The organism is Nocardia vulneris, from assembly GCF_001613425.1.
Lineage (GTDB): Bacteria > Actinomycetota > Actinomycetes > Mycobacteriales > Mycobacteriaceae > Nocardia > Nocardia vulneris.
On the sequence record NZ_BDCI01000048.1, the window covers coordinates 143,334 to 164,740 of the forward strand.

The window sequence follows — 21,407 nt, forward strand, 5'->3', positions numbered from 1 at the left end:
GGCTACTCGCCCGTTACCGCCACCATTACCTGGTGATCAATTGACCAACACACGGCCAGGGGGTACGGCCCGGGAGCTTTCAGTTGTCCGTCAGCGAAAGTGCGTGGACAGGCGTGCGCACAAGGAGATCAGGTCTGTTGCCGTGATGCGCGGCCCGTCTGACCAGGAGTCGACGTCGTGCCAAGGGATGGTTGCCGGAGTGCCTGGGGGACGGGCGATTACGCGTTGGTGGAAGTGCGGAACCGTTCGTCCGGTGACCGTTGTGAACACGAATTCTGGTGCTAGTTCTTCTTGTAGCGCTCGGGCGGCGCGAGTTACCGCGCGGCCGACCGCAGCCGCTTCCTGATCGGTGAGCGACGCGAGGTTCGGCGTGTGCCGACGGGTTTCTATCAGCAGGTAGCCGGGGACGGGTTGCCGTGTGCCGAGCGATCTATGGGTGACGATCACCAGGTTGTCCGCGTAGATCACCGGACGTATTAGAGGGCTGAGTCCTCGGTGTTTGGTGCAGACTTGGCATTCGCTCCCCACGTCGTCACGGTACCGAGGTTCGATGCCTGGAGAGATTATCGAGATTGAACATGCTATTACCTAGATATGCGCATCTATCTATGTCTTTCGGACGTGGTGTGATCAGGTGAAAGGCGAAAAGACGCAGGGAGGTCAGTCGGGGAGGCGGAGGGCTGGGCGGGTGGGGTGGTCCCAGCGGGTGAAGAAGGTTGGGGTGGTGGGGGTTTCGTGGTGGTGGCGGAGGGCGGGGAGGGTCCAGTGGAGGTCGGGTGGGGTGGTGCGGCGCAGGGCCGGTTCGGACATGTCGAGGCGGATGGTGAGGTCGAAGGAGAGGGAGCGGCCGAGCAGCATGGGGCCCGCGACCAGTAGGACGGTGGCGGGGAGGGCGGTTCGGATGGTGGCGCGGGCGGAGCGGTCGGTGGTCTCGTCCCACAGGGCGGGCAGCCAGCGGCCGTCGGCGTGCAGCGCGTCGAGCACTTCGCGGCGCAGCGCGTCATAGTCGAACCAGGCGGTGCGGTAGGACAATTCGTCGCTGCCGAACTCCATGCGCAGGGAAGCCGGACGCACATAGTCGTGCAGCGAAACCACCTCCGCGGGCCTGCCCGTGTCGCGCAGTGCGTCGGCGATCCGCCGCGCGAACTCGACGGGCGCCGCGGCATCCGCCCCGTCCACGGCGACCACCCGATGCCCGTCCAGCTCTCGCAACCGCTCGACAACCTGCGCGACGAGAGCTTCCTGCGTGATCGAAACGAACTGCGGCACCACCCCATCCAACAGGAACCCGAAGCCCGCGGGGCGTCCAGGGTTCCCGCACTCTTTTCGTGTTCCCGCACCGTGACTCGCCGCGGGGCGCGCCGTGTTCAGCGTTGAATGGGGTGCGGAAGTTGTGCCTGAGCCGCGCACGCGGCGAATCAGGCGGAAAGCCGGGGTGCGGCACCGACGGTGTGGGTGCCGCATCGGTGTGATCGGGTGGGCCGTACGTCGTGTCTGGGCAGTGATGGGGTGGGGATCGGCTTGGCGGGATTCGGGGCATATGCGACAGGCGCGGATGGCGGGGGTGCGGCCGGGATGGGTGTGGGGGACCTGGTAGCCGGGGGTGGGCTGGGCGGCGGGGGGAGTTAATCTCAGCCCATGGCGACAATCGAAGAGGCGCTGGAGATCGAGCGGCTCGAGCGCGACATCTTCCGTGGCGCGTCCACGAAGACTCAGCTCCCGCGCACCTTCGGCGGGCAGGTTGCCGGCCAGGCGCTGGTGTCGGCGGTGCGCACGGTGGAGGAACGGTTCCAGGTGCATTCGCTGCACGGGTACTTTCTGCGTCCGGGCAACCCGGATCAGCCGACGGTGTATCTGGTGGAGCGGATCAGGGACGGTCGCTCGTTCTGCACCCGGCGGGTGACGGGCGTGCAGGACGGTGCCGCGATCTTCACCATGTCGGCCTCGTTCCACATCGGCGACGAGGGCCCGGAGCATCAGGACGAGATGCCGGCGGTGCAGGCGCCGGACGATCTGCCCGACGCGAGCATCACGATGAGCCCGGAACGCCTGTGGGCGATGCGGGAGTGGGAGCACTGGGACATCCGGACCGTTCCGCACGAGCAGGTGGCGCGCCGCGACGGTGCGGTGTCGCAGCAGCAGGTGTGGTTCCGGTACCGGCATCCGCTGCCCGACGATCCGCTGTTCCACGTCTGCACGTTGGCGTACATGAGCGATATGACGTTGCTGGGCTCGTCGAAGGTGACCCACCCGGACGAGCAGACGCAGAACGCGTCACTCGATCACGCGATGTGGTTCCTGCGCCCCTTCCGCGCCGACGAATGGTTGCTCTACGACCAGTCCTCCCCGTCCGCGGGTTTCGGCCGCGCCCTCACCGGCGGCAAGATCTTCAACCTCCGGGGCGAAATGGTCGCCGCCGTCGTCCAGGAAGGCCTGATCCGCACCCTGCGCGAGTAGGCGGCTCGCGGACGTTTGTCGACCGCGGGGTGTGGGTGTGGCCGACCCACACCACCGCGGCCGCCTGAATTCACTCAGGTTTTCAGCCCACCTGGACGCGCAGGTGGCAGACCACTGTGTCGGACATACGGCGGAGCACGCGTTCGAGTTCATCGCTGCGGTGACTGGGCAGGACCCGGTTCCAGCCGGCGGGCGGGTCGACTTCGGCGATGACGACGACCTTGCGTCTGCCCGCGAAATTCTCCCGCACGTAGCGCGCGACCGGCCCGCCGACGGTGGCGTCGCTGTCTTCGAGCAGCACCAGCCGGACCTCCGGATGCCACGCCTCCCACGCTTTGGTGAAAGCTTTCGCGGACTCGCCGGGCAGGCAGACATGCACCGCGACAATGTCTTTGCCGATCGACATGGCCGCGGACAGGGCCTCGCAACTGAGGTCGGACACTTCCGAGACCGGCACCACGATGACGGCTTCGCGGGCGCGCGGGGGCGGCGGCACCTCGTCGGAGCGCCGGCATTCGCCGATCTTGCGGTAGGCGCCGCGAATTCGCTCCATGCCGACCACCAGCGCGGGCAGGATCAGCACGATCAGCCAGGCCCCCGCGGTGAATTTCATTGCGGTGGTGACGATCGCGGCGACGAAGGTGAGCGCCGCGCCGAACCCGTTGAGCGCCAGCCGCGCCCGCCAGTGCGCCGTCCTGGCGATCCACCAGTGCCGCACCATGCCGACCTGCGCGATGGTGAAGCCGACGAACACCCCGATCGCGAACAGCGGCACCAGCGCGTTCATATTGCCGTTGGCACCGGCCAGCAGCACGCCGGCGGCGACGGCGAGGGTGAGTACGCCGTACCGGTACACCTGTCGCGGCGAGCGGACCGCGAACCGGTGCGGCAGGCAGTTGTCGTCGGCGAGGATCTTGGTGAGGGTGGGCAGCCCGCCGTAGGAGGTGTTCGCGGCCAGCGCCAGCAGCACCACGGTCGCGAATTGCACCACGTAGTAACCGAATCCGTGCCCGAGCGCGGCCTCGGTGAGCTGGGACAGCACCGTGGTCCCGTCGATCGGACGCACCTGGAACTTCTCGATCAGCACCGCGAGCCCGATCAGCATGACGCCGAGCAGCGCACCGAGGGCGACCTCGGCGCGTTGCGCGCGAACCACTTTCGGCGCTTCGAAGCTGGGTACCGCGTTCGCGATCGCCTCGACGCCGGTCAATGCGGCACACCCGCTGGAGAACGCCTTGAGCAGCAACAGAACTCCGACGGTGTGCGCGTCGAGCACGGTCGCGGTGCCCTGGCTGACGCTCGCGGGTTCGGTGCGCAGCAATCCGGCGACGATCACGGTCAGGATGCCGGCCACGAAGATCACGGTCGGCACCATGAAGGCCCGCGCGCTCTCGGTGATCCCGAGCAGGTTCAGCGCGGTGATCCCGGCCAGCACGGCCAGGCAGATCCACAGCGTGTACGGCAGGAGCGCCGGAAAGGCCGAGGTCAGCGCCGCGACACCGGCGGCGATCGAGACGGCGACGTTCAAGACATAGTCGATGATCAACGAGGCCGCGGCGGTGAGGCTGGTGCGATGCCCGAGGTGCGCTTTCGCCACCGCGTACGCCCCGCCACCGTTCGGGAACGCCGCGATGACCTGCCGATAGGACGCGACGAGGACCGCGAGCAGCGCCGCGATCGCCAGCGTCACCGGCAGGGTCAGGCCGAGCCCCGCGCCGCCCGCGGCGGCCAGGACCAGCACGATCGCCTCCGGCCCGTAGGACACCGATGCCATCGCGTCCAGGGACAGTCCGGCCAGGCCGGTCGGCACGGTGAGTCCGCGGCGGGCGGGGGCAGGACTCGCATCTCCGCGCGGTGCGGGCACTTTGCGCGGCAACACAGCAATCACACGGTCGAGTGTCATCCCGCCCACCGCCGCTCGACCCCGGCGTTGACGGAACCCTGACGGACACCGTGAGCAGGCCCACACCGTGGCGGACCGTAAACTTTTCCGGGTGAACGCTTCCCCGGTCGCCGCACCCACCGTCGCGGACTCCGTGCCGTCGCGTCCGACCGTGGGCGTGCTGGCTTTGCAGGGCGATGTCCGCGAGCACATCGCGGCGCTCGAACACTGCGGCGCGGAGCCGGTCCTGGTGCGCCGCGCGTCGGAGTTGGCCGCGGTGGACGCGCTGGTGCTGCCGGGCGGCGAATCGACCGCGATCAGCAAGCTGCTGGAGGCCTTCGAACTGCTGGAGCCGGTGCGCGCGCGACTGCGGGACGGCATGCCCGCCTTCGGTTCCTGCGCGGGCATGATCCTGCTCGCCGACGAGGTGCTCGACACCAGACCGGACGCGAAGCATCTCTCGGGTATCGATATGACGGTGCGCCGCAACGCGTTCGGGCGCCAGGTCGACTCCTTCGAGGTCGACCTGGAATTCTCCGGCCTGGACGACGGCCCGGTGCGGGCGGTGTTCATCCGCGCACCGTGGGTGGAACGCGCGGGTGACGGCGTCGAGATACTCGCGACCGTGCCCGACGGACCGTTCGCCGGGCGCATCGTGGCGGTGCGCCAAGGGAACGTGCTGGCGACGTCGTTCCATCCCGAGGTCACCGGCGATCTGCGGGTGCACCGCCTGTTCGTCGACCTGGTGCGGGCCGCGTAGTCCGCACGCTCGCCGAACTCCGCCGCGGGGCTGCGGTCGGACTCGGTCCGGTGGCGTCCACTAAGCTGGAGAAGTTGTCCTTCCGGCTCGGCCGGTACGGTACAACCACCACACGTGCCATCGACCTGAAGGAAGTAGGGAATGAGCGGCCACTCCAAATGGGCCACCACCAAGCACAAGAAGGCGGGGATCGACGCGAAGCGCGGCAAGCTCTTCGCCAAGTTGATCAAGAACATCGAGGTGGCGGCCCGCACGGGTGGTAGTGACCCCGCAGGCAACCCGACGCTCTACGACGCCATCCAGAAGGCGAAGAAATCGTCGGTGCCCAACGACAACATCGAACGCGCCCGCAAGCGCGGTGGTGGTGAAGAAGCCGGCGGCGCCGACTGGCAGACCATCATGTACGAGGGCTACGGCCCCAACGGTGTCGCCGTGCTGATCGAGTGCCTCACCGACAACCGCAACCGCGCCGCGGGCGAGGTGCGTGTCGCGATGACCCGCAACGGCGGCAACATGGCCGATCCGGGCTCGGTGTCCTACCTGTTCCACCGCAAGGGCGTGGTGACGCTCGAGAAGAACGGCCTGTCCGAGGACGACGTCCTGCTGGCCGTGCTCGACGCGGGCGCCGAGGAGGTCAACGACCTCGGTGAATCGTTCGAGATCATCAGCGAGCCGGGCGACCTGATCCCGGTGCGCAAAGCCTTGCAGGCCGCCGAAATCGATTACGACTCCGCCGAATCCGGCTTCCAGCCGTCGGTGTCGGTCGCGGTCGACGCCGACGGCGCCCGCAAGGTGTTCAAACTGGTCGACGCGCTCGAAGACAGTGACGACGTGCAGAACGTCTACACGAACGTCGACATCTCCGACGAGGTGCTGGCCGAACTAGACGACTAGAGCTCGTCGTAATACTGCTGCATCGAGGGGTAGTACTCCTCGAAATCGGGGCGGTCCGTGTTGTCGCGGGCCGCCCCGAGCGCGTCCAGGTAGTACTCCCAGCCGGGGCCGACCTGGCCGATCGGCGCTTCGGGTTCGAGATGGTGGGTGAAGACCAGTTCCGTGACGCCATTGCTCTCGGTGAGCACGACCTCCAGATGCCAGGTGCCGAAATCGTCCTCGGTGGTGAGGGCGAGGCGGCGCGGCGGTTCGCACGCGTCGATCTGCGCGTCACACCAGCCGGCGCCCTCTTCGAACAGCATCTGCACCTTGATCCGACTGCCCGCGCCCGGCGTGCCCTCCCACGGGCCGAACCAGCGTGCGGTGCGGTCGGATTCGGTGACGCTGGCCCAGACGTCGGCGATGGGCGCGCGATAGGTCCTGGTGAGGACGAGGTCGCGGCGGCCGTCGGTGCGATCGAGACGGCCGGTGGGGGTGCGGGTCATGCGGTGTTCTCCTTCGGTTCGGTCTGCTCGGCACGGTGCTCGCGGCGCGTGCGGTAGACCTCGGTGTCGAGTGCGTCGAGCCTGCGCTCCCACGCGGAAGTGGTGTCGAAGCGAGCGATCCACGCGGCGAGCTCGCCGAGCGGGGCCGGGTCGAGCAGGTAGAACCGCTGCCTGCCGACGAGTTCGGCATGGACCAGGCCGCTTTCGCGCAGGACGCGCAGGTGCCTGCTCACCGCGGGTCTGCTGATCTCGAAGTGCTGGGCGATATCCCCGGCGGTGAGCCGGGTGTCGCGCAACAGCTCGAGGATCTGCCTGCGCACCGGATCGGCGATCGCGCCTGCTATGTCGTCCACGGGACTGCTTCTTCCACGACGAAAGCGTAACCACTTGGTTACGCGTTTGTCCAGGGTGCGGGACCGGGGGAGTTCCGGGAAGGCGGGCCGGTCGCTCGACGACGACCGGCCACGCTGGTCGATTACGCCCGCATCACTCCGGGATCGGGGTGCGATCGCACCATTCGTAAACGCGCAACCGCCCCTCGGGGGTGTCCTGCTCCCGTGCGGTGACCTTGAAGTGTTCGTACGCGCCTTGGTGCTTGACCTTCAACTCGATTCCCGGCGGGGTGATGGGAACGATGCGCGCGGGCATGTCTTTCGGCCCGCCCTCGAGGACAGCCTTCACAACAGTGCTCATCATCGGATGGTAGAAGCGTGCAGGCCCCGATTTGGCGGATTCAGGCAAGCGCCGCGCGGAAAAATATTCGGTTTCAGACCGCTGCGGCCGTAAGTGTCGGGATGTTCCGACCTCGAAGTCCTCGGGGTCGGCCGCGCCTGCCGAACTGTCGGCAGCGGCGGCAGATGGCATGATTGACGACTCTCGATATGATCGAGCCATGAGGTCTGCCGCAGTGCATCGAGTGGTCGCGCTTGCCTTGGGCGGGGTCTATCCGTTCGAACTCGGCATCCCGAACCGGGTTTTCGGCAGTGCGAGCGGGCGCTACGAGATCCGCACCTGCTCGATCGACGGGCGGCCGGTGCACACCAGCGCGGACTACGCGATCGCCGTCGAGCACGACAGCGGTCTGCTCGCGACCGCGGACACGGTGGTGGTTCCCGCCTGCGATATCCGGATGACCCTCGGCGGCGCACTGCCGGCGCCGGTGCGCGCCGCGTTCGCCAGGATCCGGCCCGGTGCCAGGATCGTGGCGATCTGCACCGGCTCCTTCGTCCTCGCGGCGGCCGGACTACTCGACGGACGACCCGCGACCACGCACTGGCGCGAGGCCGAGCGGTTCCGGCGCACCTTCCCGAAGGTCCTGCTCGATCCCGAGGTGCTCTACGTAGACGACGGTGACGTGCTCACCTCCGCCGGTGCGGCAGCGGGGCTCGATGTGTGCCTGCACGTGGTGCGGCGCGATCACGGCAGCGCCGTCGCCAATGCGGTGGCGCGCCGGTGCGTGGTGCCGCCGTTCCGGGAGGGTGGTCAGGCGCAGTACATCGAACAGCCGGTGCCGCCGTCGACCTCGGCGGGCACGGCGGCCGCCCGGGAGTGGGCGCTGGCGAACCTGCACCTACCGCTGACCATCGATGAACTCGCCGTCCGGGCGCGAATGAGCAAGCGCACCTTCGCCCGTCGCTTCAGCGACGAGGTGGGGATGAGCCCGGGACGCTGGCTCATCCAGCAGCGTCTCTTCCGCGCACGGCACCTCCTGGAATCGACCGACCTGACCATCGACCGGATCGCGGGCGAGGTCGGTTTCGCGACCGGCACGTCACTGCGCCAGCACTTGAACGACGCGATCGGCGTCTCGCCCAACGCTTACCGGCGGACATTCCGGGCCGGGGCGGTGAGCTGAACACCCCGCGCCGGTGCGACTTTCAGGTGTCCGCACCGGCCTTGTGCTCATGTGCCAGGTCTGCGCTGCGGTAACAGGCGGCGCGAGCTGGCGTGAGCTGCCGCACTTCTACCGAAGCCGCCTGGGGAAACCAGGGCCGCGTGGGGAAACCGGGCGTCGGGCTTGGGAAGCCGGGGCCGCGTGGGGAAACCGGGCGTCGGGCTGGGGAAGCCGGGGCCGCGTGGGGAAGCCGCGCGTCGAGCTGGGAAACCGGGACCGTCGAGCGAACGGGGATGTCGGCCTGGGGAAGCCGCGACGTCGGGGGGTGGTGCGCTTCAGGAGGTCGGGACGGGTAGTCCGAGGCGGGCGACGATCCAGGGGAACGACGAGGTGAACGCGGCGGCCGCGAATTGCCAGGTGTGCCCGCCCTGGGTGGTGTGGATGGTGCAGTCGATCCCGACCTCTCGTCCTTGCGCACACAGCTTTTCGGCCGCGCCGACCTCGCCGGTGTCCTGGATGCCGTCGTGGCCGCCGATCCCGGCGGTGTCGTCCTCGGCCGAGGGATGCGGATCTGGGCCTGCCGCACCATGGTTGCCGTGTGCGGAGTTTCGGTTCGGCGGAGTCAGATCGTCGAAAAGCCCTGCGGTGCCGGTGTATCGGCCGTGCGCGGCCATCACCGTGAGTGGGTCGAAAGCCGCCCATTGCGCGGCGTTGCCGCCGAACAATCGCGCGACGGTCTGGTCCTTGCTCCCCGAGGTGGGCCCGAGATCGCCTGCGATATCGACGAAGGTGTGTACCAGTTCCGGATGCATCACCGCCAGATCGACCGCGCAGGTGCCGCCCATCGACCAGCCGACCACCGCCCACTGCGCCGGATCGGCCGACGCGGCGAACCGGGATTCCAGGTAGCTCGGCACATCTCGGGTCAGATGGTCGGCGGCGTCGCCGCGCGGACCGTTCACGCATTCGGTGTCGTTGTTGAAACTCCCACTGGAATCGACGAATACGAGAATCGGCGCGCGACCCCCGTCGGCCGTGGTGAACGCGTCGACGGCGGGCATGATCTGGCCGCTGCGAATCCAGTCGGCCGGGGTGTTGAACTCGCCGCCGATCATCATCACCACCGGCAGGGTCGGCGGCGTCGGACCGGCGAACCAGGCGGGCGGCAGGTAGACGTATTCGGCGCGATGCGGAAAGCCGCTGCCCGCGTCGGGAATTCGGACCGGCACGATCTTGCCGGTGCTGACGCCCGTGTTGCGTAATCCGTCCAGCGCGGCGAGATCGGTCTGCTGCGGTAGCGGTCCGGCGGTGAGCGCACCCCACGCCGACTGCACCGTCGGGTAGTAGCCGACCCATTGGTTCAGCACGACCCCGGTACTCAGCAGCGCCAGCGGAATCGCAAGTGCCGCAACGCCACGCCGCCACCAGCTCGCGCCGCGCCAACCGAGCACCAGTACGCCCAGCGCCGCGACCGTCCCGCCGACGCACGCCCACAGCAATGCGGGCGCCGGATCGGACGCCAGCCCTTGATCGGTCACATACCACCGCGCGACCAGTGCGCCCACCACCCCCAGCGCCAGACAGACCGGCACCTGGACCAGCCACCAGCGCCGCGTCCACCGCGCCACCGCGACCAGCAGGAACGCCAGCGCGACGAGTTCGATCGTCAGCGGCAGCCAGCCGTGCAACAGCGCGATCCCGTGGTGAAAAGTGTTCTGGTAGTCCGGATTCAGCTTCGCCGACGGCAACTGCGGAGCCGGCGGCGGCGCCGGGTTCGCGGGCGCGGCGATCAGCACACCAAAGGCAGACACGTACGGCATTGTCGACACCGTTCCTCGAGACTCCCTGTGAATCGACTACCAGCCCCCTGTGCGCCGCCGATCCCCGGCCCGCAGCGCAGACCGAGGACCTGCGGTGCATGGTGTGCGGATACGGTCGGCACGACACGGAAGGTTGCGGTCGCGCGCGATACGGCGACGTGAGGTATGTGGGAGGCGGCGGACGTGTCATCAGCGAGGGAGTACCTGCCGCAGCGCGATCGCGACTGATCGAACGGCGTTGCGTTGGGTTGCCGGTGCGGATGCTCTGGCGGTCGAGTTGCGGCGGCGGACGTGTCGTCAGCGAGGGAGTACCTGCCGCAGCGCGATCGCGACTGATCGAACGGCGTTGCGCTGGGTTGCCGGTGCGGATGCGCGGTGGCGGTCGAGTTGCCGGCGACGGATGGTGCGCGAGAGGCATGGTGGGGAAATGTGTCGGTGGGGGGTGGCATAGTGCCGAGCGTGTCGTTCAGTACGCGGATCGAAGTGCGGGTGTCCGATCTGGATCCGCAGTTGCATGTGACGGGTGCCGCCTATCACCAGTACGCCGACCATGCGCGGTTTGCTTGCGTGCAGGCGGCGGGTGTTTCGGTGGGGGAGTTGATCGCCGCGGGCTTCGGGCCGGTGAATCTCGAGACGACCATCAAGTTCCATCGGGAACTGCGCGGCGGTGACGCGGTCGACGTATCGTGTGTCTGGTTGTGGGGGACCGGCAAGACCTACCGCGTCGAACACCTGCTGACCCGCGCCGACGGCGTCCACGCCGCCACGGTCACCCACGTGAGCGGCCTCCTCGACCTCGCCGCCCGCAAACTCGTCACCGACCCGGCCCGCGAATGGTCCGCCCGCGCCCACACCCCGGAACTGCTCGGCTTACCGAACGCCGTGGCCTAGCCGAGCGCGGCATCCCGCTCCGCACACGGCAGTCCTCGCCGAACCGGGTGACCCGCCGCCCCGTTGGTGCCCGTGTCGCTGGGGCACCGAACCCCTTGCCTCCGCTACACTCTCGAACAGTTGTTCGTGTCTGCGAGAGGGGAATTCGTGCGGGTGATGGGTGTCGATCCCGGGCTCACCCGGTGCGGCCTCAGCATCGTCGAGGGCGGGCTGGGCCGGAAGGTGACCGCGATCGACGTCGACGTGGTCCGCACCCCCGCCGACATGGACCTCGCCCAGCGACTACTGCAGGTCGCCGACGCCGCCGAACACTGGATGGACACGCACAAACCGGGGGCCGTCGCGATCGAACGCGTCTTCGCCCAGCACAATGTCCGTACCGCGATGGGTACCGCGCAGGCGGGCGGCGTGATCGCGCTGGCGGCCGCGCGCCGCGGCATCCCGGTCATGTTCCACACGCCCAGCGAGGTGAAGGCCGCGGTCACCGGCAACGGCACCGCGGACAAGGCACAGGTCACGGCGATGGTCACTCGCATCCTCGGCTTGCAGGTCGCGCCGAAACCCGCCGACGCGGCGGATGCGCTGGCGCTGGCCATCTGCCATTGTTGGCGGGCGCCGCTGCTGGAGCGCATGGCCAAGGCCGAGGCCCGCGCGGCCGAGGCGCAGCGCAAGTACGCGGAACGGCTTGCCGAACAACGGAAGGCGGTACAGAGGTGATCGCGTCGGTTCGCGGCGAGGTGCTGGAGATCGCCCTCGACCACACGGTGATCGAGGCGGCGGGCATCGGCTACCGCCTCAACGTCACGCCCGCGACGCTGTCCACGCTGACCCGCGGCGAGGAAACCCGGCTGTACACCGCGATGATCGTCCGCGAGGACTCGATGACGCTGTACGGTTTCGCCGATACCGAGGCCCGCGACCTGTTCGGCCTGTTGCAGACGGTGTCCGGGGTCGGCCCGCGGCTGGCGATGGCGGTGCTCGCGGTGCTGGAACCCGAGGCCCTGCGCAAGGCGCTCGCGGAAAGCAATGTCGCCGCGCTCACCCGTGTGCCCGGTATCGGTAAGCGCGGCGCCGAACGGATGGTGGTCGAGCTGCGGGACAAGGTGAATCTCGTTCCGGTGCAATCGGGTCCGCCCGGCGCGACCGCGGCCGCGGTCGTCACGCCCGTGCGCGACCAGGTGGTCGAGGCGCTCACCGGTCTCGGCTTTCCCGTCAAACAGGCCGAGCAGGCGATCGACTCCGTCTTGGCCGAACAGCCTGCCGCCGGCACGTCCGCGGCGCTGCGGGCCGCGCTCAACCTGCTCGGCAAGAATCGGTAGTCGACTATGGATCACGACGAAGACGAAGCGCCCGAATCCCAGGTCACGTCCAGCTATTTGAAATCCGACGGCGAGATCGAAGCCAGCCTGCGCCCGAAGTCGCTGGACGACTTCATCGGTCAACCCCGGGTGCGCGAGCAACTGGCGCTGGTGCTGCGCGGCGCGAAACAGCGTGGTGGCACCCCGGATCACGTGCTGCTGTCCGGTCCGCCCGGGCTCGGCAAGACCAGCATGGCGATGATCATCGCGGGGGAGCTCGGCACCGCGTTGCGCATCACCTCCGGACCCGCGCTGGAACGGGCGGGTGATCTGGCCGCGATGCTCAGCAATCTGGTCGACGGCGATGTTCTGTTCATCGATGAGATCCACCGGATCGCCCGGCCCGCCGAGGAAATGCTGTATCTCGCGATGGAGGATTTCCGGGTCGACGTCGTGGTCGGCAAAGGTCCCGGCGCGACCTCGATTCCGCTGGACATCGCGCCGTTCACGCTGGTGGGTGCGACGACTCGGTCCGGCGCGCTGACCGGCCCGCTGCGGGACCGGTTCGGTTTCACCGGGCACATGGATTTCTACGAGCCCGCCGAACTGCTGCGCATTCTGCAGCGGTCGGCGCAGATCCTCGGCGTCGAGATCGACCACGACGCGGCGGCCGAGATCGCGGGCCGCTCGCGGGGCACGCCGCGCATCGCGAACCGCCTGCTGCGTCGCGTCCGCGACTATGCGGAGGTCCGCGCCGACGGAATCATCACCCAGCCGATCGCGCAGGCGGCCCTCGAGGTGTACGACGTCGACGTGCTCGGCCTGGACCGCCTGGACCGCGCAGTGCTGTCGGCACTGGTCCGCAGTTTCGGCGGCGGCCCGGTCGGTGTCTCGACGCTCGCGGTCGCCGTAGGGGAAGAAGCCGCGACCGTCGAGGAGGTCTGCGAGCCGTTCCTCGTCCGCGCGGGCATGGTCGCGCGCACCCCCCGCGGCCGGGTGGCCACCGCCGCCGCCTGGGAACACCTCGGCCTCGTCCCACCCCCCGACCTCGTCTTCGGCTCCATCGAAGTCCGCGGCCGCGACCCCCAACCCACCCTCGACCTGTTCGAATAGTGGGGACCGCGGCGCCCTAGCGCGGAAGTCTCATAGCCACAGCCCTGCTTCCAGTAGTATGCATTTCGCTGGCTGATAGCCAACTAAATGCATACTCTTGGAGGGTGGTGCTGGTGGTTGGGCGTGGCAATACCTCGTTGCCCAGTGAACTCTGGCGAACACCGCTTCGAACCCTGCGACCACAGGACATGGCGGGCATCTATGCCCAACCGCGGCCGGAGGTTGCGCGACTCGTCGATCGGGGTGTGCTGCATCGCGTCGCTCACGGCTACTACATCATCGTTCCGCCGGACTACGTCGGCCGGATCTGGCTGCCGGGGCTAGAGGCAGCTGCCGCAGGTATTGCGTCCTCGATTTACGGGCCGGAAAGGGCGATTGTCATGGGTGTCAGCGCCGCGCGCCTGTTGGGAGCCATACCGCGCGCGCTGGCGGTGGCGGTGGTCGCGGTTCCGGGACAGCACCGGCCGATCACTCTGACAGACCGTTCGGCGCAAGTTCGCTTCGTCCGTCGTGATACCGACGCACTCGATGCGGAGCGCATCGAAACGTCACTGGGCCCAGCGTTGGTCACCACTCCGGAACAGACCGTGCTCGATCTCGCTCGTCGCCCGGAGCTGGGAAATGCCGAGGCGGAGGCTCGCTCGGCGATCGTGACGCTCTATCGAGGTAGCAATTCGTCGAGACTTGCACAGCTCGCGGTAGAGCAGCGTCTGAGCGCGGCGCTTCGGCGAGCGGAGAGTTGGGCCGGGCATGAGTTCCAGTGAACGCGACAGTGTCGCAGGGCAATTCGGAGTTGCTCCGGAGCAGGCCGAACGCGACCATCTGATCTCCCATCTGCTGGCGGCCATCAGCCGCGGGTTCGGCGACCGGGTGCACTTCATCGGTGGAACCGCCCTTGCTCGTACGCATCTGGTGCGGGGCCGACTCAGCGAAGACATCGACCTGGTGGCGCTGGGCAATCGGAGGGTGCTCGCGGCTGAACTGGACGCTGCGTTACCTCGATCGGTCGCGCGGAGCTACGGCCGGTTGGAATGGGTGCCGTCGCTGAGTGATGTCCCGGATTCCGGTGCTGCCAACCTTCGTTCACCATCCGGTGTGGTCGTAAAGATCCAGTTGCTGTCGACTCGCGGCAGAGCGGTCTGGCCGACCGAACTCCGTGGTCTCGAGCAGCGATACAGCGACGCGCCACCGGCCGAGCTGCTCGTACCGACCTTGCCGGCCTTTGCGGCAGGCAAGACCTCGACGTGGCACGATCGTCGGGCATCCCGCGACCTCTGGGATCTGTGGGCGCTGAGCGAAATCGGGGCGATCGATGGTGCTGCGGGAGCGCTGTACCGCAGGCACGGTCCGACCAACCGGCTCCCCAACCCGCAATTGTTCGATCATGCGCCGGAAGAAGACGACTGGAACGCGCAACTGGCCGGGCAGACTCGTTTGACGATCAGTGCCGAGACGGCGCGATCCACGGTCCGCGCCGCATGGGAGCGTGTAGCGCAGGGTTTGGTGTAATCAGCGCCGGGATTCGGGGCCATCCCACCGTAATGGGATGGCCCCGTTCGGTTACGGGTTCAGGTGTTTGTGTAGCCGTACCCAATCCGCGGGGTGCACGGCAGCGGCGGGGGTGTCGGGGGCGATGCCCGTGACGTGTAGTGCTTCGTCCACGTCTGGATAACGTGGGCGCAGTGCGGTGGGTAATGGCACATTTGCGTTGGCGAAACCTGTATGGACCAGGGTGGCGTACGAATCTTGGTTGTGTACCAAGGGTTTCGTGCGGCGGTGGATGTGCAGGATTGTGGTGTCGATGGGGAGTGGGGGCCGGAAGTCGGTGCGGGCCAGTGGGCCGTGTAGTTGCCAGTCGAACCACGGCCAGTTCGTGGAGGTGACGGGATCCCAGTGCCCGTTCTGACCGACGTGCGCGTATTCCTGGGGGACCACCAAGGTCGCCGAGGTGAGCGTGGGCGCGGCCAGGCACCAGTCGATGATTCGCGCGGTTGCCGCGAGCGGAAGGTTTCCGACGACGGCGAACGGTTCCCGAAGCGGCTTGGCTTTGGTGAAATCGGCTCGGACCACACGTATTCCGCTGACTGCTCGGGTGCGCGCCGAAAGTTTCGCGGCCGACAGCGGATCCGGTTCGTACGCGGTGACCTGGGCACCGCACCGAGCCAGCGCTTGGGTGAGCAGTCCGTCTCCCGGATGGGGTTCGAGCACTGTTCCGCGCGGTTCGGCCACCGCCAGGATCGATGCCACGGCTTCCTGGCTCACCAGAGAATGCTGGGAATGCGCCCGTCCGGCACGGCCTTTCGACGGACGACCACCGCCGCCGTTCTTGACCTTGCCCTGGGTGTGCGAGTAGTTCCGGTATGCAAAATCTTGCGCCACAGCGCTTGCCCCTTTCGGGTCTTCGAGTCGGATGAGTCTCGAAGGGCCCTGGGCGCGCTCGCGGACGCCGAAGTAGTTCTCTCCGTGTCCGCTAGCGGGCCAGAGCCCGGGCGCTGCGGAGACGGATGAAGTACGGGGCGGCATAGCAATGCATGCGGGGCACGTTATGGACGACACCCGCGACCTCGCAACCGAATTAATCGCCACCGGCTCGGCGACAAGCCGGGTGGGGCCGCGTATCCCGCGCTCGCGAAATGTGAGCAACAGCGCCGCGGACAGCGCCGGGCCGACCGGTGCGACTGCTCGGCGAGGCCCGCGACGTGCGGCCGGGCGGCGGCCCGGTGGGCGCTTGGCGAGGCCCCGAAAGCGAGTACCGAAAACCTGAGCAATTATTCACAATAGTGTCATGACCTGCGACAACGAGTCAGTCCCCGCCGTGGGAGTCACCGACGGCACTGGCCGGATGCACCATCGCCTCACGACCGCCGAGGAACTCGAGTCGATCATCGGCCACCCCGCGCCGATGATCATGCTGAAGCAGATCAGCGCGCTGGACGAGGGCTGCCGGGCGGTGCTGGCGCACTGCCCGATCGCGGCCTTCGGCTACCGGGACGCCGACGGCGTCAGTCGAACGACTTTCGTCGGTGGTGTACCGGGATTCGCGCGGGTACGCTCGGCGACTCGGATCTCGTTCGCGCTGAGCGAGCCCGGCGACCCGCGCGGCCCGGTCTCGTTGTTCTTTCTCCTGCCCGGCGTCGGAGAGTTACTGCGTGTCAACGGGATTGCGGCCGGACGCAAGGGTGCGCAGACGATCGTCGACGTCGAGGAGGCGTATGTGCACTGCGCCCAGGCCATCCTCAGGTCGCGCCTGTGGCGCACGCCGATGCCGGCCGAGCCGATTGCCGAAGTGACCGGCGCGGGCCCGCTGGCCCGGCCCGGTGTCGCGGAATTCCTCGCCGCCGCACCGTTTCTCGCGTTGTCCACCTGGGACACCGTCGGCGGCAGCGATACCAGCCCGCGCGGGGACCGGCAGACGGTGGCCCGGATCCTGGACGACCGCACGCTGATCATCCCGGATCGCCGGGGCAACAAGCGAACCGACTCCCTGCACAACCTGCTACAGGACGATCGCCTTTCGTTCGCCGCCCTCGTCCCGGGCCGCACCGACGTCCTGCGGGTACGCGGCCGCGGCGCGATCACCGACGACAGCGCACTGCTGGACACGCTGGCCCTGCGCGGGACCGCCCCGCACGCGGCGCTGCTCATCGAGGTCGAGGACGCCGAGGTGCTGGGCAGCGACGCCGTGACGCGCTCGCGACTGTGGGATTCGGCGGCGTTCGTCGCCCGCGGTTCGGTCCCGGATCTGATGGGCGTGGGCGGCAGGCATGTCGCCGCCAATTCGACGACCGCCGCCGGCGGTCCGCCCGGGTTCGTGCTGAAGATCCTCGGTGCGGTGCCGGGAATCGATCGGTTGGTGCGGTTCGTCATCGACCGCGCCTACCGGTCGGGGCTGCGCAAGGAGGGCTACGAGGACATCGAGAAGGAGCCGGTCGAGAACAACCCGGCACCGAGTCGTGAACGCGGTAGGCCAGATCCGGACTAGTCGGCGTCGCGGTGCAAGGTCCAGCGGTGATGCTGGTGCTCGGCGTGCTCCAGGGCGGTGACCACCAGGTCGGCGAAGGCGTCCACTTCGTCGCGCTGATAGCCGCGGGTGCCCAGGCGCGCTTCGGTGAATCGCACCGCGCGCACGTCCGCGACGGTGAGACTGCCCGGCCCGCCGTGGGCCAGCGTCGCGGCGACCAGATCGAGGAACGCGTCGACTTCTTCTTCGTTGTACCCACGCCGTCCGACCGGCGCCTGGGTGAAACGCATGCGCTGCACATCATCCGGCGTGAGCATCGCCGGACCGTTGCCCGAGGGCGCCGGGCGCACCCCGCGCTGGCGCATCTCCAGTTCGATGCGCACCTGGTCCAGGTATTCGTCGACCTGATCCGCGCGATAGCCGCGCCCGCCGGGGCGCGGTGCGTCGAACGTGACGTGCCGCAGATCGTCGGCGGCCAGCGCGCCGCGGCCGGCCATGGTCGCGGCGACCAGATCGAGGAAGGCGTCCACCTCGTCTGCGTGGTAGCCACGCTGGCCGAATGGTGGTGTCGCGAAACTGATCCGGCTCACATCCTCGGGGGTCACGGGCGACATTCTGTCAGGCTCGATGCGCCCGGCCGACGGAATGTGCGGTTTTCGTACTCCCTGGTCTCTTGTGACCACGAGCGGCCCCCTGGGCGACGCGACGGAACTTTGTCCTCACCATAACGTGGGGGAGCGCGTCAGGGGGCTTGTCGTGTGCTCAATCTTTGCGGACACCATCGATCAGCAGCCGCCGGATCGCTTCGTTCAATCCGCGCAAGGTGGCTTCGTCGGTATCGCGCAGGCCGTGCACGATGCCGGCGAGCAGCATGCCGGTGACGGCGCGGGCCGTGTTGACGGTGTCCAGATCCGCTCGCAGATAACCGAGTTCGACGCCGTGCTCGAGGTAGCCGGCGGTCAGCGCGTCGGCCATGTCGAGCAGGCCGTAGAGGCGCGCGGTGAGTTCGTCGTCGATGCCGGGGGCGTGCACGAGCAGCAGCTGGGCCACCCGGCGGTCGCCCATCAGGATGTGCGTCAGCGCCTGACCGATCCGGTCGGTCTGCGCGCGGTATTCGTCGAGCGTGGTCGCGGCGTCCGGTGCGTTGTCGGTGCCGAGTGTGTCGATGATCTTCGCCGAGAGGTCGTCGATGACGTGGTCGATGATGTCGCGCTTGTTGCTGAAGTACCGGTAGAAGGTGCCGTGCCCGATGCCGAGCTGGCCGGCGATATCGGCGATGCCGGTGGCGTGATAGCCCTTCTCGGAGAAGCAGACGAAAGCGGTGTCGATGATTTCCTGCCGCAGCTCGGCTTTGCGGCGTTCAGCACGCGTCAATGGCTTCGTCACCACGCCGATGATACAGTCGTCACAAACGGAATGATGTGTCATTCCGTGAGAAGCGGTTCACATATCTGGAGGTTCGGAGTGGCGCCTCAGTACGACGCGGTCGTGGTCGGTGCGGGATTCGGTGGCATGGGCGCGGGTATCGAGCTCGATCGGCTCGGCCTGAGCAATTACGTGATCCTCGAACGTGAGGACGACCTCGGCGGGACCTGGCATGTGAACCACTACCCGGGGCTCGCGGTCGACATCGCGTCGGTCACCTACTCGTACTCGTTCGAGCCGAACCCGTACTGGACGCGGCTGTTCGCGCCGGGCGCCGAGCTGAAGAAGTACGCGGGCCACATCGCCGAGAAGTACGGTCTGCGCCGGCGCATGCGCTTCGGCACCGTGGTCGACGGCGCCCGCTGGGACGAAGAGCACCAGCAGTGGGTGGTGTCCCTCGCCGGCGGTGAAACCCTCACGGGCCGTTACCTGCTCACCGCGACCGGCTTCCTGTCCCAGCCGTACACCCCGCCGTTCCCCGGTATCGACTCCTTCGCCGGCAAGATCATCCACACCACCGCGTGGGAGGACGATTTCGACCTCACCGGCCGCAAGGCCGCGATCATCGGCACCGGTGCCACCGCCGTGCAGCTGGTGCCCGAGGTGGCCAAGAAGGCGCAGGCGCTCACGGTCTTCCAGCGCACGCCGATCTGGGTGGTGCCGAAGATCGACGCCGCGATTCCGGGTCCCGTGCAGAAGCTCTTCGAGAAGGTCCCCGCCACCCAGAAGGCGGCGCGGCTGTTCAACACCAGCCTGCTCGAGGCGCTCATGGTGGTCGGCGTGCTGCACTACAAGCAGGCCAAGCTGCTGAACAAGGGCGCGGGCGTGCTCGCCAAGGCGCACCTGCGGGCCTCGGTGCGGGACAAGGAAACCCGCAAGCAGCTCACCCCGCACTACGACTTCGGCTGCAAGCGTCCCACCTTCTCCAACAGCTACTTCCGCACGTTCAACCAGCCGAACGTGCGCCTGGAGACCAACTCGATCGAGCGCATCGAGCCGGACGGCATCGTCACCGCCGACGGGCACAAGACCGAGATCGACACGCTGATCCTGGCCACCGGTTTCAACCTGTGGGACGTGAACTTCCCCGCCATCGAGATCATCGGCCGCGACGGCGTCAACCTCGGAAAGTTCTGGCGGGACAACCGCTTCCAGGCCTACGAGGGCATCACCGTGCCGAAGTTCCCGAACTTCCTCAGCCTCAACAGCCCGTACTCCTACAGCGGCCTGTCGTACTTCACCACCATCGAGGCGCAGATGAAGCACATGGGCAGGCTCTTCGGCGAGCTGCGCCGCCGCGGCGAGCAGACCTTCGAGGTGACCGAGCAGGCCAACGCCGGGTTCCTGGACCGGGTCACCGACAAGCTCGGCTCCTCGGTGTTCTACGGCGGCGACTGCTCCACCGCGCGCAGCTACTACTTCAACCAGCACGGTGAAGCGGCGCTGTTGCGCCCCACCAGCACCCTCAACGCGCACCGGGAGGCCGTCAGCTTCCCGCTCGACGACTACGTCTACGGCAAGAGCGCCTGAAACGGGTCGCCGACGCGGGCCCCGCCGGACCTCTCCGGCGGGGCCCGTCACCGTTCGCGACGAGTTCCGCGGTCCCCAGACCGATGTCGCCGCTCCCCAGCGGGTGTGCCGGTGTGGCGGCGGCGACACGAACTGGCAGACTGTGGGTACTTACCCATCCCACCCACAAGACTAGGGACTGACTTCGACGATGGAACTTCTGTTTCCGCTGCTGCTGGTAGCCCTGCTCGTGCCGATGTTCCTCGGTGTCCGCCGTCAGAAGCGGGAAGCCGCCAAGGTCACGGAGATGCAGGACAGCCTCAAGGTCGGCGACCAGGTCATCACCACGTCGGGGCTGTACGGCACCGTCGTCGATCTCGACGACGCCACGGTCGATCTCGAGATCGCCGAGGAGGTCGTGACCACCTGGCTGCGCGCGGCCATCCGCGAGGTACGCACCGACGACGACGCGACGAGCACCGACGAGAGCCCGGTCGACGCGCCTGCGGCCGAGGCCATCGAGGAATCCGCCGAGCAGACCGAAACCCGGCTGACCAAGGATTGATCGTCGGCCTGCGCGCCGGGCACCGCTACGGTGGTGCCCGGCGCCACCGGTGTGCCCACCTGTTCCACTCTCGACTTCCCGCCTAGGAGATGACGTACTGTGCCACCTTCCCAGGGATCGGCGCATCCGCTCCGGCTGCTCGGCGTCTACGCCGCGCTGCTGGCCGTGATCTATGCGCTGGTGTTCTTCACCGGTGACTCCCCGCAACCGAAGCTCGGCATCGACCTCCAGGGCGGTACCCGGGTCACGCTGACCGCGCGAACGCCGGACGGCAACAAGCCGAGCCAGGACAGTCTGCGTAAGGCACAGACCATCATCGAGAACCGCGTCAACGGTCTCGGTGTGCTGGGTTCCGAAGTCGTCATCGACGGAGACAACCTGGTGATCACCGTGCCGGGCGACGACGGCGCGCAGGCGCGCACGATGGCGACCACGGCCAAGCTGCTCATCCGTCCGGTGCTGCAGGCGGGCCGCGCGCAGGCCGGCACACCGCAGCTGCCGCCGGGCGCGATC

At 68.0% G+C, this 21,407-nt stretch carries 23 protein-coding genes and 1 pseudogene; 14 read left to right on the plus strand and 10 right to left on the minus strand.

Features of this window, described 5'->3' with window-relative positions; translation table 11 throughout:
* Positions 1 to 90: 90 nt before the first annotated feature.
* Together NVU01S_RS42960 and NVU01S_RS39325 are read right to left on the minus strand one after the other, a co-directional pair.
* Complete coding sequence (locus NVU01S_RS42960; RefSeq protein WP_209444909.1) at positions 91 to 468, minus strand: HIT family protein; 378 nt, start codon at positions 466 to 468, stop codon at positions 91 to 93.
* 192 nt (positions 469 to 660) lie between these two features.
* A complete protein-coding gene (locus tag NVU01S_RS39325) occupies positions 661 to 1,269 on the minus strand; it encodes a nucleoside/nucleotide kinase family protein (RefSeq protein WP_043682388.1) in 609 nt (202 codons plus the stop codon).
* A 369-nt stretch (positions 1,270 to 1,638) separates the two neighbouring features.
* On the opposite strand from NVU01S_RS39325, the gene NVU01S_RS39330 reads away from it, so the two are divergent.
* Positions 1,639 to 2,457: an acyl-CoA thioesterase gene (locus tag NVU01S_RS39330; RefSeq protein ID WP_042255879.1), complete on the plus strand. Its 819-nt coding sequence runs from the start codon at positions 1,639 to 1,641 to the stop codon at positions 2,455 to 2,457.
* Between the two features lie 82 nt (positions 2,458 to 2,539).
* Here the strand turns inward: NVU01S_RS39330 and NVU01S_RS39335 are convergent, their stop codons facing one another.
* Positions 2,540 to 4,231 (minus strand): APC family permease, encoded by a 1,692-nt coding sequence (locus tag NVU01S_RS39335; protein WP_209444910.1) that lies wholly within the window; start codon positions 4,229 to 4,231, stop codon positions 2,540 to 2,542.
* A 220-nt stretch (positions 4,232 to 4,451) separates the two neighbouring features.
* Between NVU01S_RS39335 and pdxT the strand changes: the two genes are divergently transcribed.
* Both pdxT and NVU01S_RS39345 read left to right on the plus strand, forming a co-directional pair.
* Positions 4,452 to 5,099 carry a pyridoxal 5'-phosphate synthase glutaminase subunit PdxT gene (gene pdxT, locus NVU01S_RS39340; RefSeq protein WP_280140899.1) on the plus strand — a complete coding sequence of 216 codons (648 nt, stop codon included), beginning with the start codon at positions 4,452 to 4,454 and terminating at the stop codon, positions 5,097 to 5,099.
* 141 nt (positions 5,100 to 5,240) lie between these two features.
* Positions 5,241 to 5,993: a YebC/PmpR family DNA-binding transcriptional regulator gene (locus tag NVU01S_RS39345; RefSeq protein WP_043682369.1), complete on the plus strand. Its 753-nt coding sequence runs from the start codon at positions 5,241 to 5,243 to the stop codon at positions 5,991 to 5,993.
* Here NVU01S_RS39345 and NVU01S_RS39350 read toward each other — a convergent pair.
* From NVU01S_RS39350 to NVU01S_RS45150, 3 genes are all read right to left on the minus strand, one after another.
* Complete coding sequence (locus tag NVU01S_RS39350) at positions 5,990 to 6,478, minus strand: SRPBCC family protein (protein ID WP_043682372.1); 489 nt, start codon at positions 6,476 to 6,478, stop codon at positions 5,990 to 5,992. The two genes, NVU01S_RS39345 and NVU01S_RS39350, sit on opposite strands and share 4 nt — an antisense overlap.
* Positions 6,475 to 6,831: a metalloregulator ArsR/SmtB family transcription factor gene (locus tag NVU01S_RS39355; protein ID WP_043682375.1), complete on the minus strand. Its 357-nt coding sequence runs from the start codon at positions 6,829 to 6,831 to the stop codon at positions 6,475 to 6,477. The genes NVU01S_RS39350 and NVU01S_RS39355 overlap by 4 nt, the downstream gene beginning before the upstream one ends.
* A 133-nt stretch (positions 6,832 to 6,964) precedes the next feature.
* The gene (locus NVU01S_RS45150) at positions 6,965 to 7,342 is read right to left on the minus strand and encodes a DUF5988 family protein (protein WP_244467559.1); all 378 of its coding nucleotides are present in this window, start codon (positions 7,340 to 7,342) and stop codon (positions 6,965 to 6,967) included.
* Positions 7,343 to 7,370: 28 nt separating this feature from the next.
* Between NVU01S_RS45150 and NVU01S_RS39365 the strand changes: the two genes are divergently transcribed.
* A complete protein-coding gene (locus NVU01S_RS39365; protein ID WP_043682378.1) occupies positions 7,371 to 8,333 on the plus strand; it encodes a GlxA family transcriptional regulator in 963 nt (320 codons plus the stop codon).
* Positions 8,334 to 8,647: 314 nt separating this feature from the next.
* Here the strand turns inward: NVU01S_RS39365 and NVU01S_RS39370 are convergent, their stop codons facing one another.
* The gene (locus NVU01S_RS39370; RefSeq protein ID WP_244467560.1) at positions 8,648 to 10,123 is read right to left on the minus strand and encodes an alpha/beta hydrolase; all 1,476 of its coding nucleotides are present in this window, start codon (positions 10,121 to 10,123) and stop codon (positions 8,648 to 8,650) included.
* A gap of 468 nt (positions 10,124 to 10,591) precedes the next feature.
* On the opposite strand from NVU01S_RS39370, the gene NVU01S_RS39375 reads away from it, so the two are divergent.
* The 6 genes from NVU01S_RS39375 to NVU01S_RS39400 all read left to right on the plus strand — a co-directional run bounded on the left by NVU01S_RS39375 (position 10,592) and on the right by NVU01S_RS39400 (position 14,943).
* The gene (locus NVU01S_RS39375) at positions 10,592 to 11,023 is read left to right on the plus strand and encodes an acyl-CoA thioesterase (protein ID WP_043683107.1); all 432 of its coding nucleotides are present in this window, start codon (positions 10,592 to 10,594) and stop codon (positions 11,021 to 11,023) included.
* A gap of 147 nt (positions 11,024 to 11,170) precedes the next feature.
* Positions 11,171 to 11,740: a crossover junction endodeoxyribonuclease RuvC gene (gene ruvC, locus NVU01S_RS39380; RefSeq protein WP_014986573.1), complete on the plus strand. Its 570-nt coding sequence runs from the start codon at positions 11,171 to 11,173 to the stop codon at positions 11,738 to 11,740.
* Positions 11,737 to 12,342: a Holliday junction branch migration protein RuvA gene (gene ruvA, locus NVU01S_RS39385; RefSeq protein ID WP_042255884.1), complete on the plus strand. Its 606-nt coding sequence runs from the start codon at positions 11,737 to 11,739 to the stop codon at positions 12,340 to 12,342. Before ruvC ends, ruvA begins: the two co-directional genes overlap by 4 nt.
* Positions 12,343 to 12,348: 6 nt before the next feature.
* Complete coding sequence (gene ruvB, locus NVU01S_RS39390; RefSeq protein WP_043683104.1) at positions 12,349 to 13,434, plus strand: Holliday junction branch migration DNA helicase RuvB; 1,086 nt, start codon at positions 12,349 to 12,351, stop codon at positions 13,432 to 13,434.
* A 188-nt stretch (positions 13,435 to 13,622) separates the two neighbouring features.
* Positions 13,623 to 14,198 carry a type IV toxin-antitoxin system AbiEi family antitoxin domain-containing protein gene (locus NVU01S_RS39395; protein ID WP_082032501.1) on the plus strand — a complete coding sequence of 192 codons (576 nt, stop codon included), beginning with the start codon at positions 13,623 to 13,625 and terminating at the stop codon, positions 14,196 to 14,198.
* Complete coding sequence (locus tag NVU01S_RS39400) at positions 14,185 to 14,943, plus strand: nucleotidyl transferase AbiEii/AbiGii toxin family protein (RefSeq protein ID WP_043683100.1); 759 nt, start codon at positions 14,185 to 14,187, stop codon at positions 14,941 to 14,943. The genes NVU01S_RS39395 and NVU01S_RS39400 overlap by 14 nt, the downstream gene beginning before the upstream one ends.
* 51 nt (positions 14,944 to 14,994) lie before the next feature.
* On the opposite strand, the gene NVU01S_RS39405 is transcribed toward NVU01S_RS39400, so the two are convergent.
* Positions 14,995 to 15,813, minus strand: a complete 819-nt coding sequence (locus NVU01S_RS39405) for a ribosomal RNA small subunit methyltransferase A (RefSeq protein ID WP_043683097.1) — start codon at positions 15,811 to 15,813, stop codon at positions 14,995 to 14,997.
* A 406-nt stretch (positions 15,814 to 16,219) separates the two neighbouring features.
* Here NVU01S_RS39405 and NVU01S_RS39410 point away from each other — a divergent pair, with 406 nt between their 5' ends.
* Entirely contained in the window at positions 16,220 to 17,416 is a 1,197-nt protein-coding gene (locus NVU01S_RS39410; protein ID WP_209444914.1) for a pyridoxamine 5'-phosphate oxidase family protein, read from the plus strand.
* Here the strand turns inward: NVU01S_RS39410 and NVU01S_RS45330 are convergent.
* A complete protein-coding gene (locus NVU01S_RS45330; RefSeq protein ID WP_042255887.1) occupies positions 17,413 to 18,009 on the minus strand; it encodes a DivIVA domain-containing protein in 597 nt (198 codons plus the stop codon). The two genes, NVU01S_RS39410 and NVU01S_RS45330, sit on opposite strands and share 4 nt — an antisense overlap.
* Positions 18,010 to 18,157: 148 nt before the next feature.
* Positions 18,158 to 18,823, minus strand: coding sequence for a TetR/AcrR family transcriptional regulator (locus NVU01S_RS39420; protein WP_081868814.1), 666 nt, complete (start codon positions 18,821 to 18,823; stop codon positions 18,158 to 18,160).
* 36 nt (positions 18,824 to 18,859) lie between these two features.
* Between NVU01S_RS39420 and NVU01S_RS39425 the strand changes: the two genes are divergently transcribed.
* From NVU01S_RS39425 to NVU01S_RS39435, 3 genes and pseudogenes are all read left to right on the plus strand, one after another.
* Positions 18,860 to 20,350 carry a flavin-containing monooxygenase gene (locus NVU01S_RS39425; RefSeq protein WP_043683093.1) on the plus strand — a complete coding sequence of 497 codons (1,491 nt, stop codon included), beginning with the start codon at positions 18,860 to 18,862 and terminating at the stop codon, positions 20,348 to 20,350.
* Positions 20,351 to 20,540: 190 nt separating this feature from the next.
* Positions 20,541 to 20,894 carry a preprotein translocase subunit YajC gene (gene yajC / locus NVU01S_RS39430; RefSeq protein WP_042255890.1) on the plus strand — a complete coding sequence of 118 codons (354 nt, stop codon included), beginning with the start codon at positions 20,541 to 20,543 and terminating at the stop codon, positions 20,892 to 20,894.
* A 99-nt stretch (positions 20,895 to 20,993) separates the two neighbouring features.
* Positions 20,994 to 21,407, plus strand: a pseudogene (locus NVU01S_RS39435) (protein translocase subunit SecD); the annotation flags it as partial.

Excerpts from the sequence above, each read along its gene's own strand:
- yajC (WP_042255890.1), top strand. The coding sequence starts at position 20,541 with ATGGAACTTCTGTTTCCGCTGCTGCTGGTAGCCCTGCTCGTGCCGATG.
- NVU01S_RS45330 (WP_042255887.1), bottom strand. The coding sequence starts at position 18,009 with ATGTCGCCCGTGACCCCCGAGGATGTGAGCCGGATCAGTTTCGCGACA.
- NVU01S_RS39410 (WP_209444914.1), top strand. The coding sequence starts at position 16,220 with ATGACCTGCGACAACGAGTCAGTCCCCGCCGTGGGAGTCACCGACGGC.
- NVU01S_RS39335 (WP_209444910.1), bottom strand. The coding sequence starts at position 4,231 with ATGGCATCGGTGTCCTACGGGCCGGAGGCGATCGTGCTGGTCCTGGCC.
- ruvB (WP_043683104.1), top strand. The coding sequence starts at position 12,349 with ATGGATCACGACGAAGACGAAGCGCCCGAATCCCAGGTCACGTCCAGC.
- NVU01S_RS39345 (WP_043682369.1), top strand. The coding sequence starts at position 5,241 with ATGAGCGGCCACTCCAAATGGGCCACCACCAAGCACAAGAAGGCGGGG.
- NVU01S_RS39330 (WP_042255879.1), top strand. The coding sequence starts at position 1,639 with ATGGCGACAATCGAAGAGGCGCTGGAGATCGAGCGGCTCGAGCGCGAC.
- NVU01S_RS39420 (WP_081868814.1), bottom strand. The coding sequence starts at position 18,823 with ATGACACATCATTCCGTTTGTGACGACTGTATCATCGGCGTGGTGACG.
- NVU01S_RS39395 (WP_082032501.1), top strand. The coding sequence starts at position 13,623 with ATGGCGGGCATCTATGCCCAACCGCGGCCGGAGGTTGCGCGACTCGTC.
- NVU01S_RS39365 (WP_043682378.1), top strand. The coding sequence starts at position 7,371 with ATGAGGTCTGCCGCAGTGCATCGAGTGGTCGCGCTTGCCTTGGGCGGG.
- NVU01S_RS39350 (WP_043682372.1), bottom strand. The coding sequence starts at position 6,478 with ATGACCCGCACCCCCACCGGCCGTCTCGATCGCACCGACGGCCGCCGC.
- NVU01S_RS45150 (WP_244467559.1), bottom strand. The coding sequence starts at position 7,342 with ATGCCATCTGCCGCCGCTGCCGACAGTTCGGCAGGCGCGGCCGACCCC.
- NVU01S_RS39400 (WP_043683100.1), top strand. The coding sequence starts at position 14,185 with ATGAGTTCCAGTGAACGCGACAGTGTCGCAGGGCAATTCGGAGTTGCT.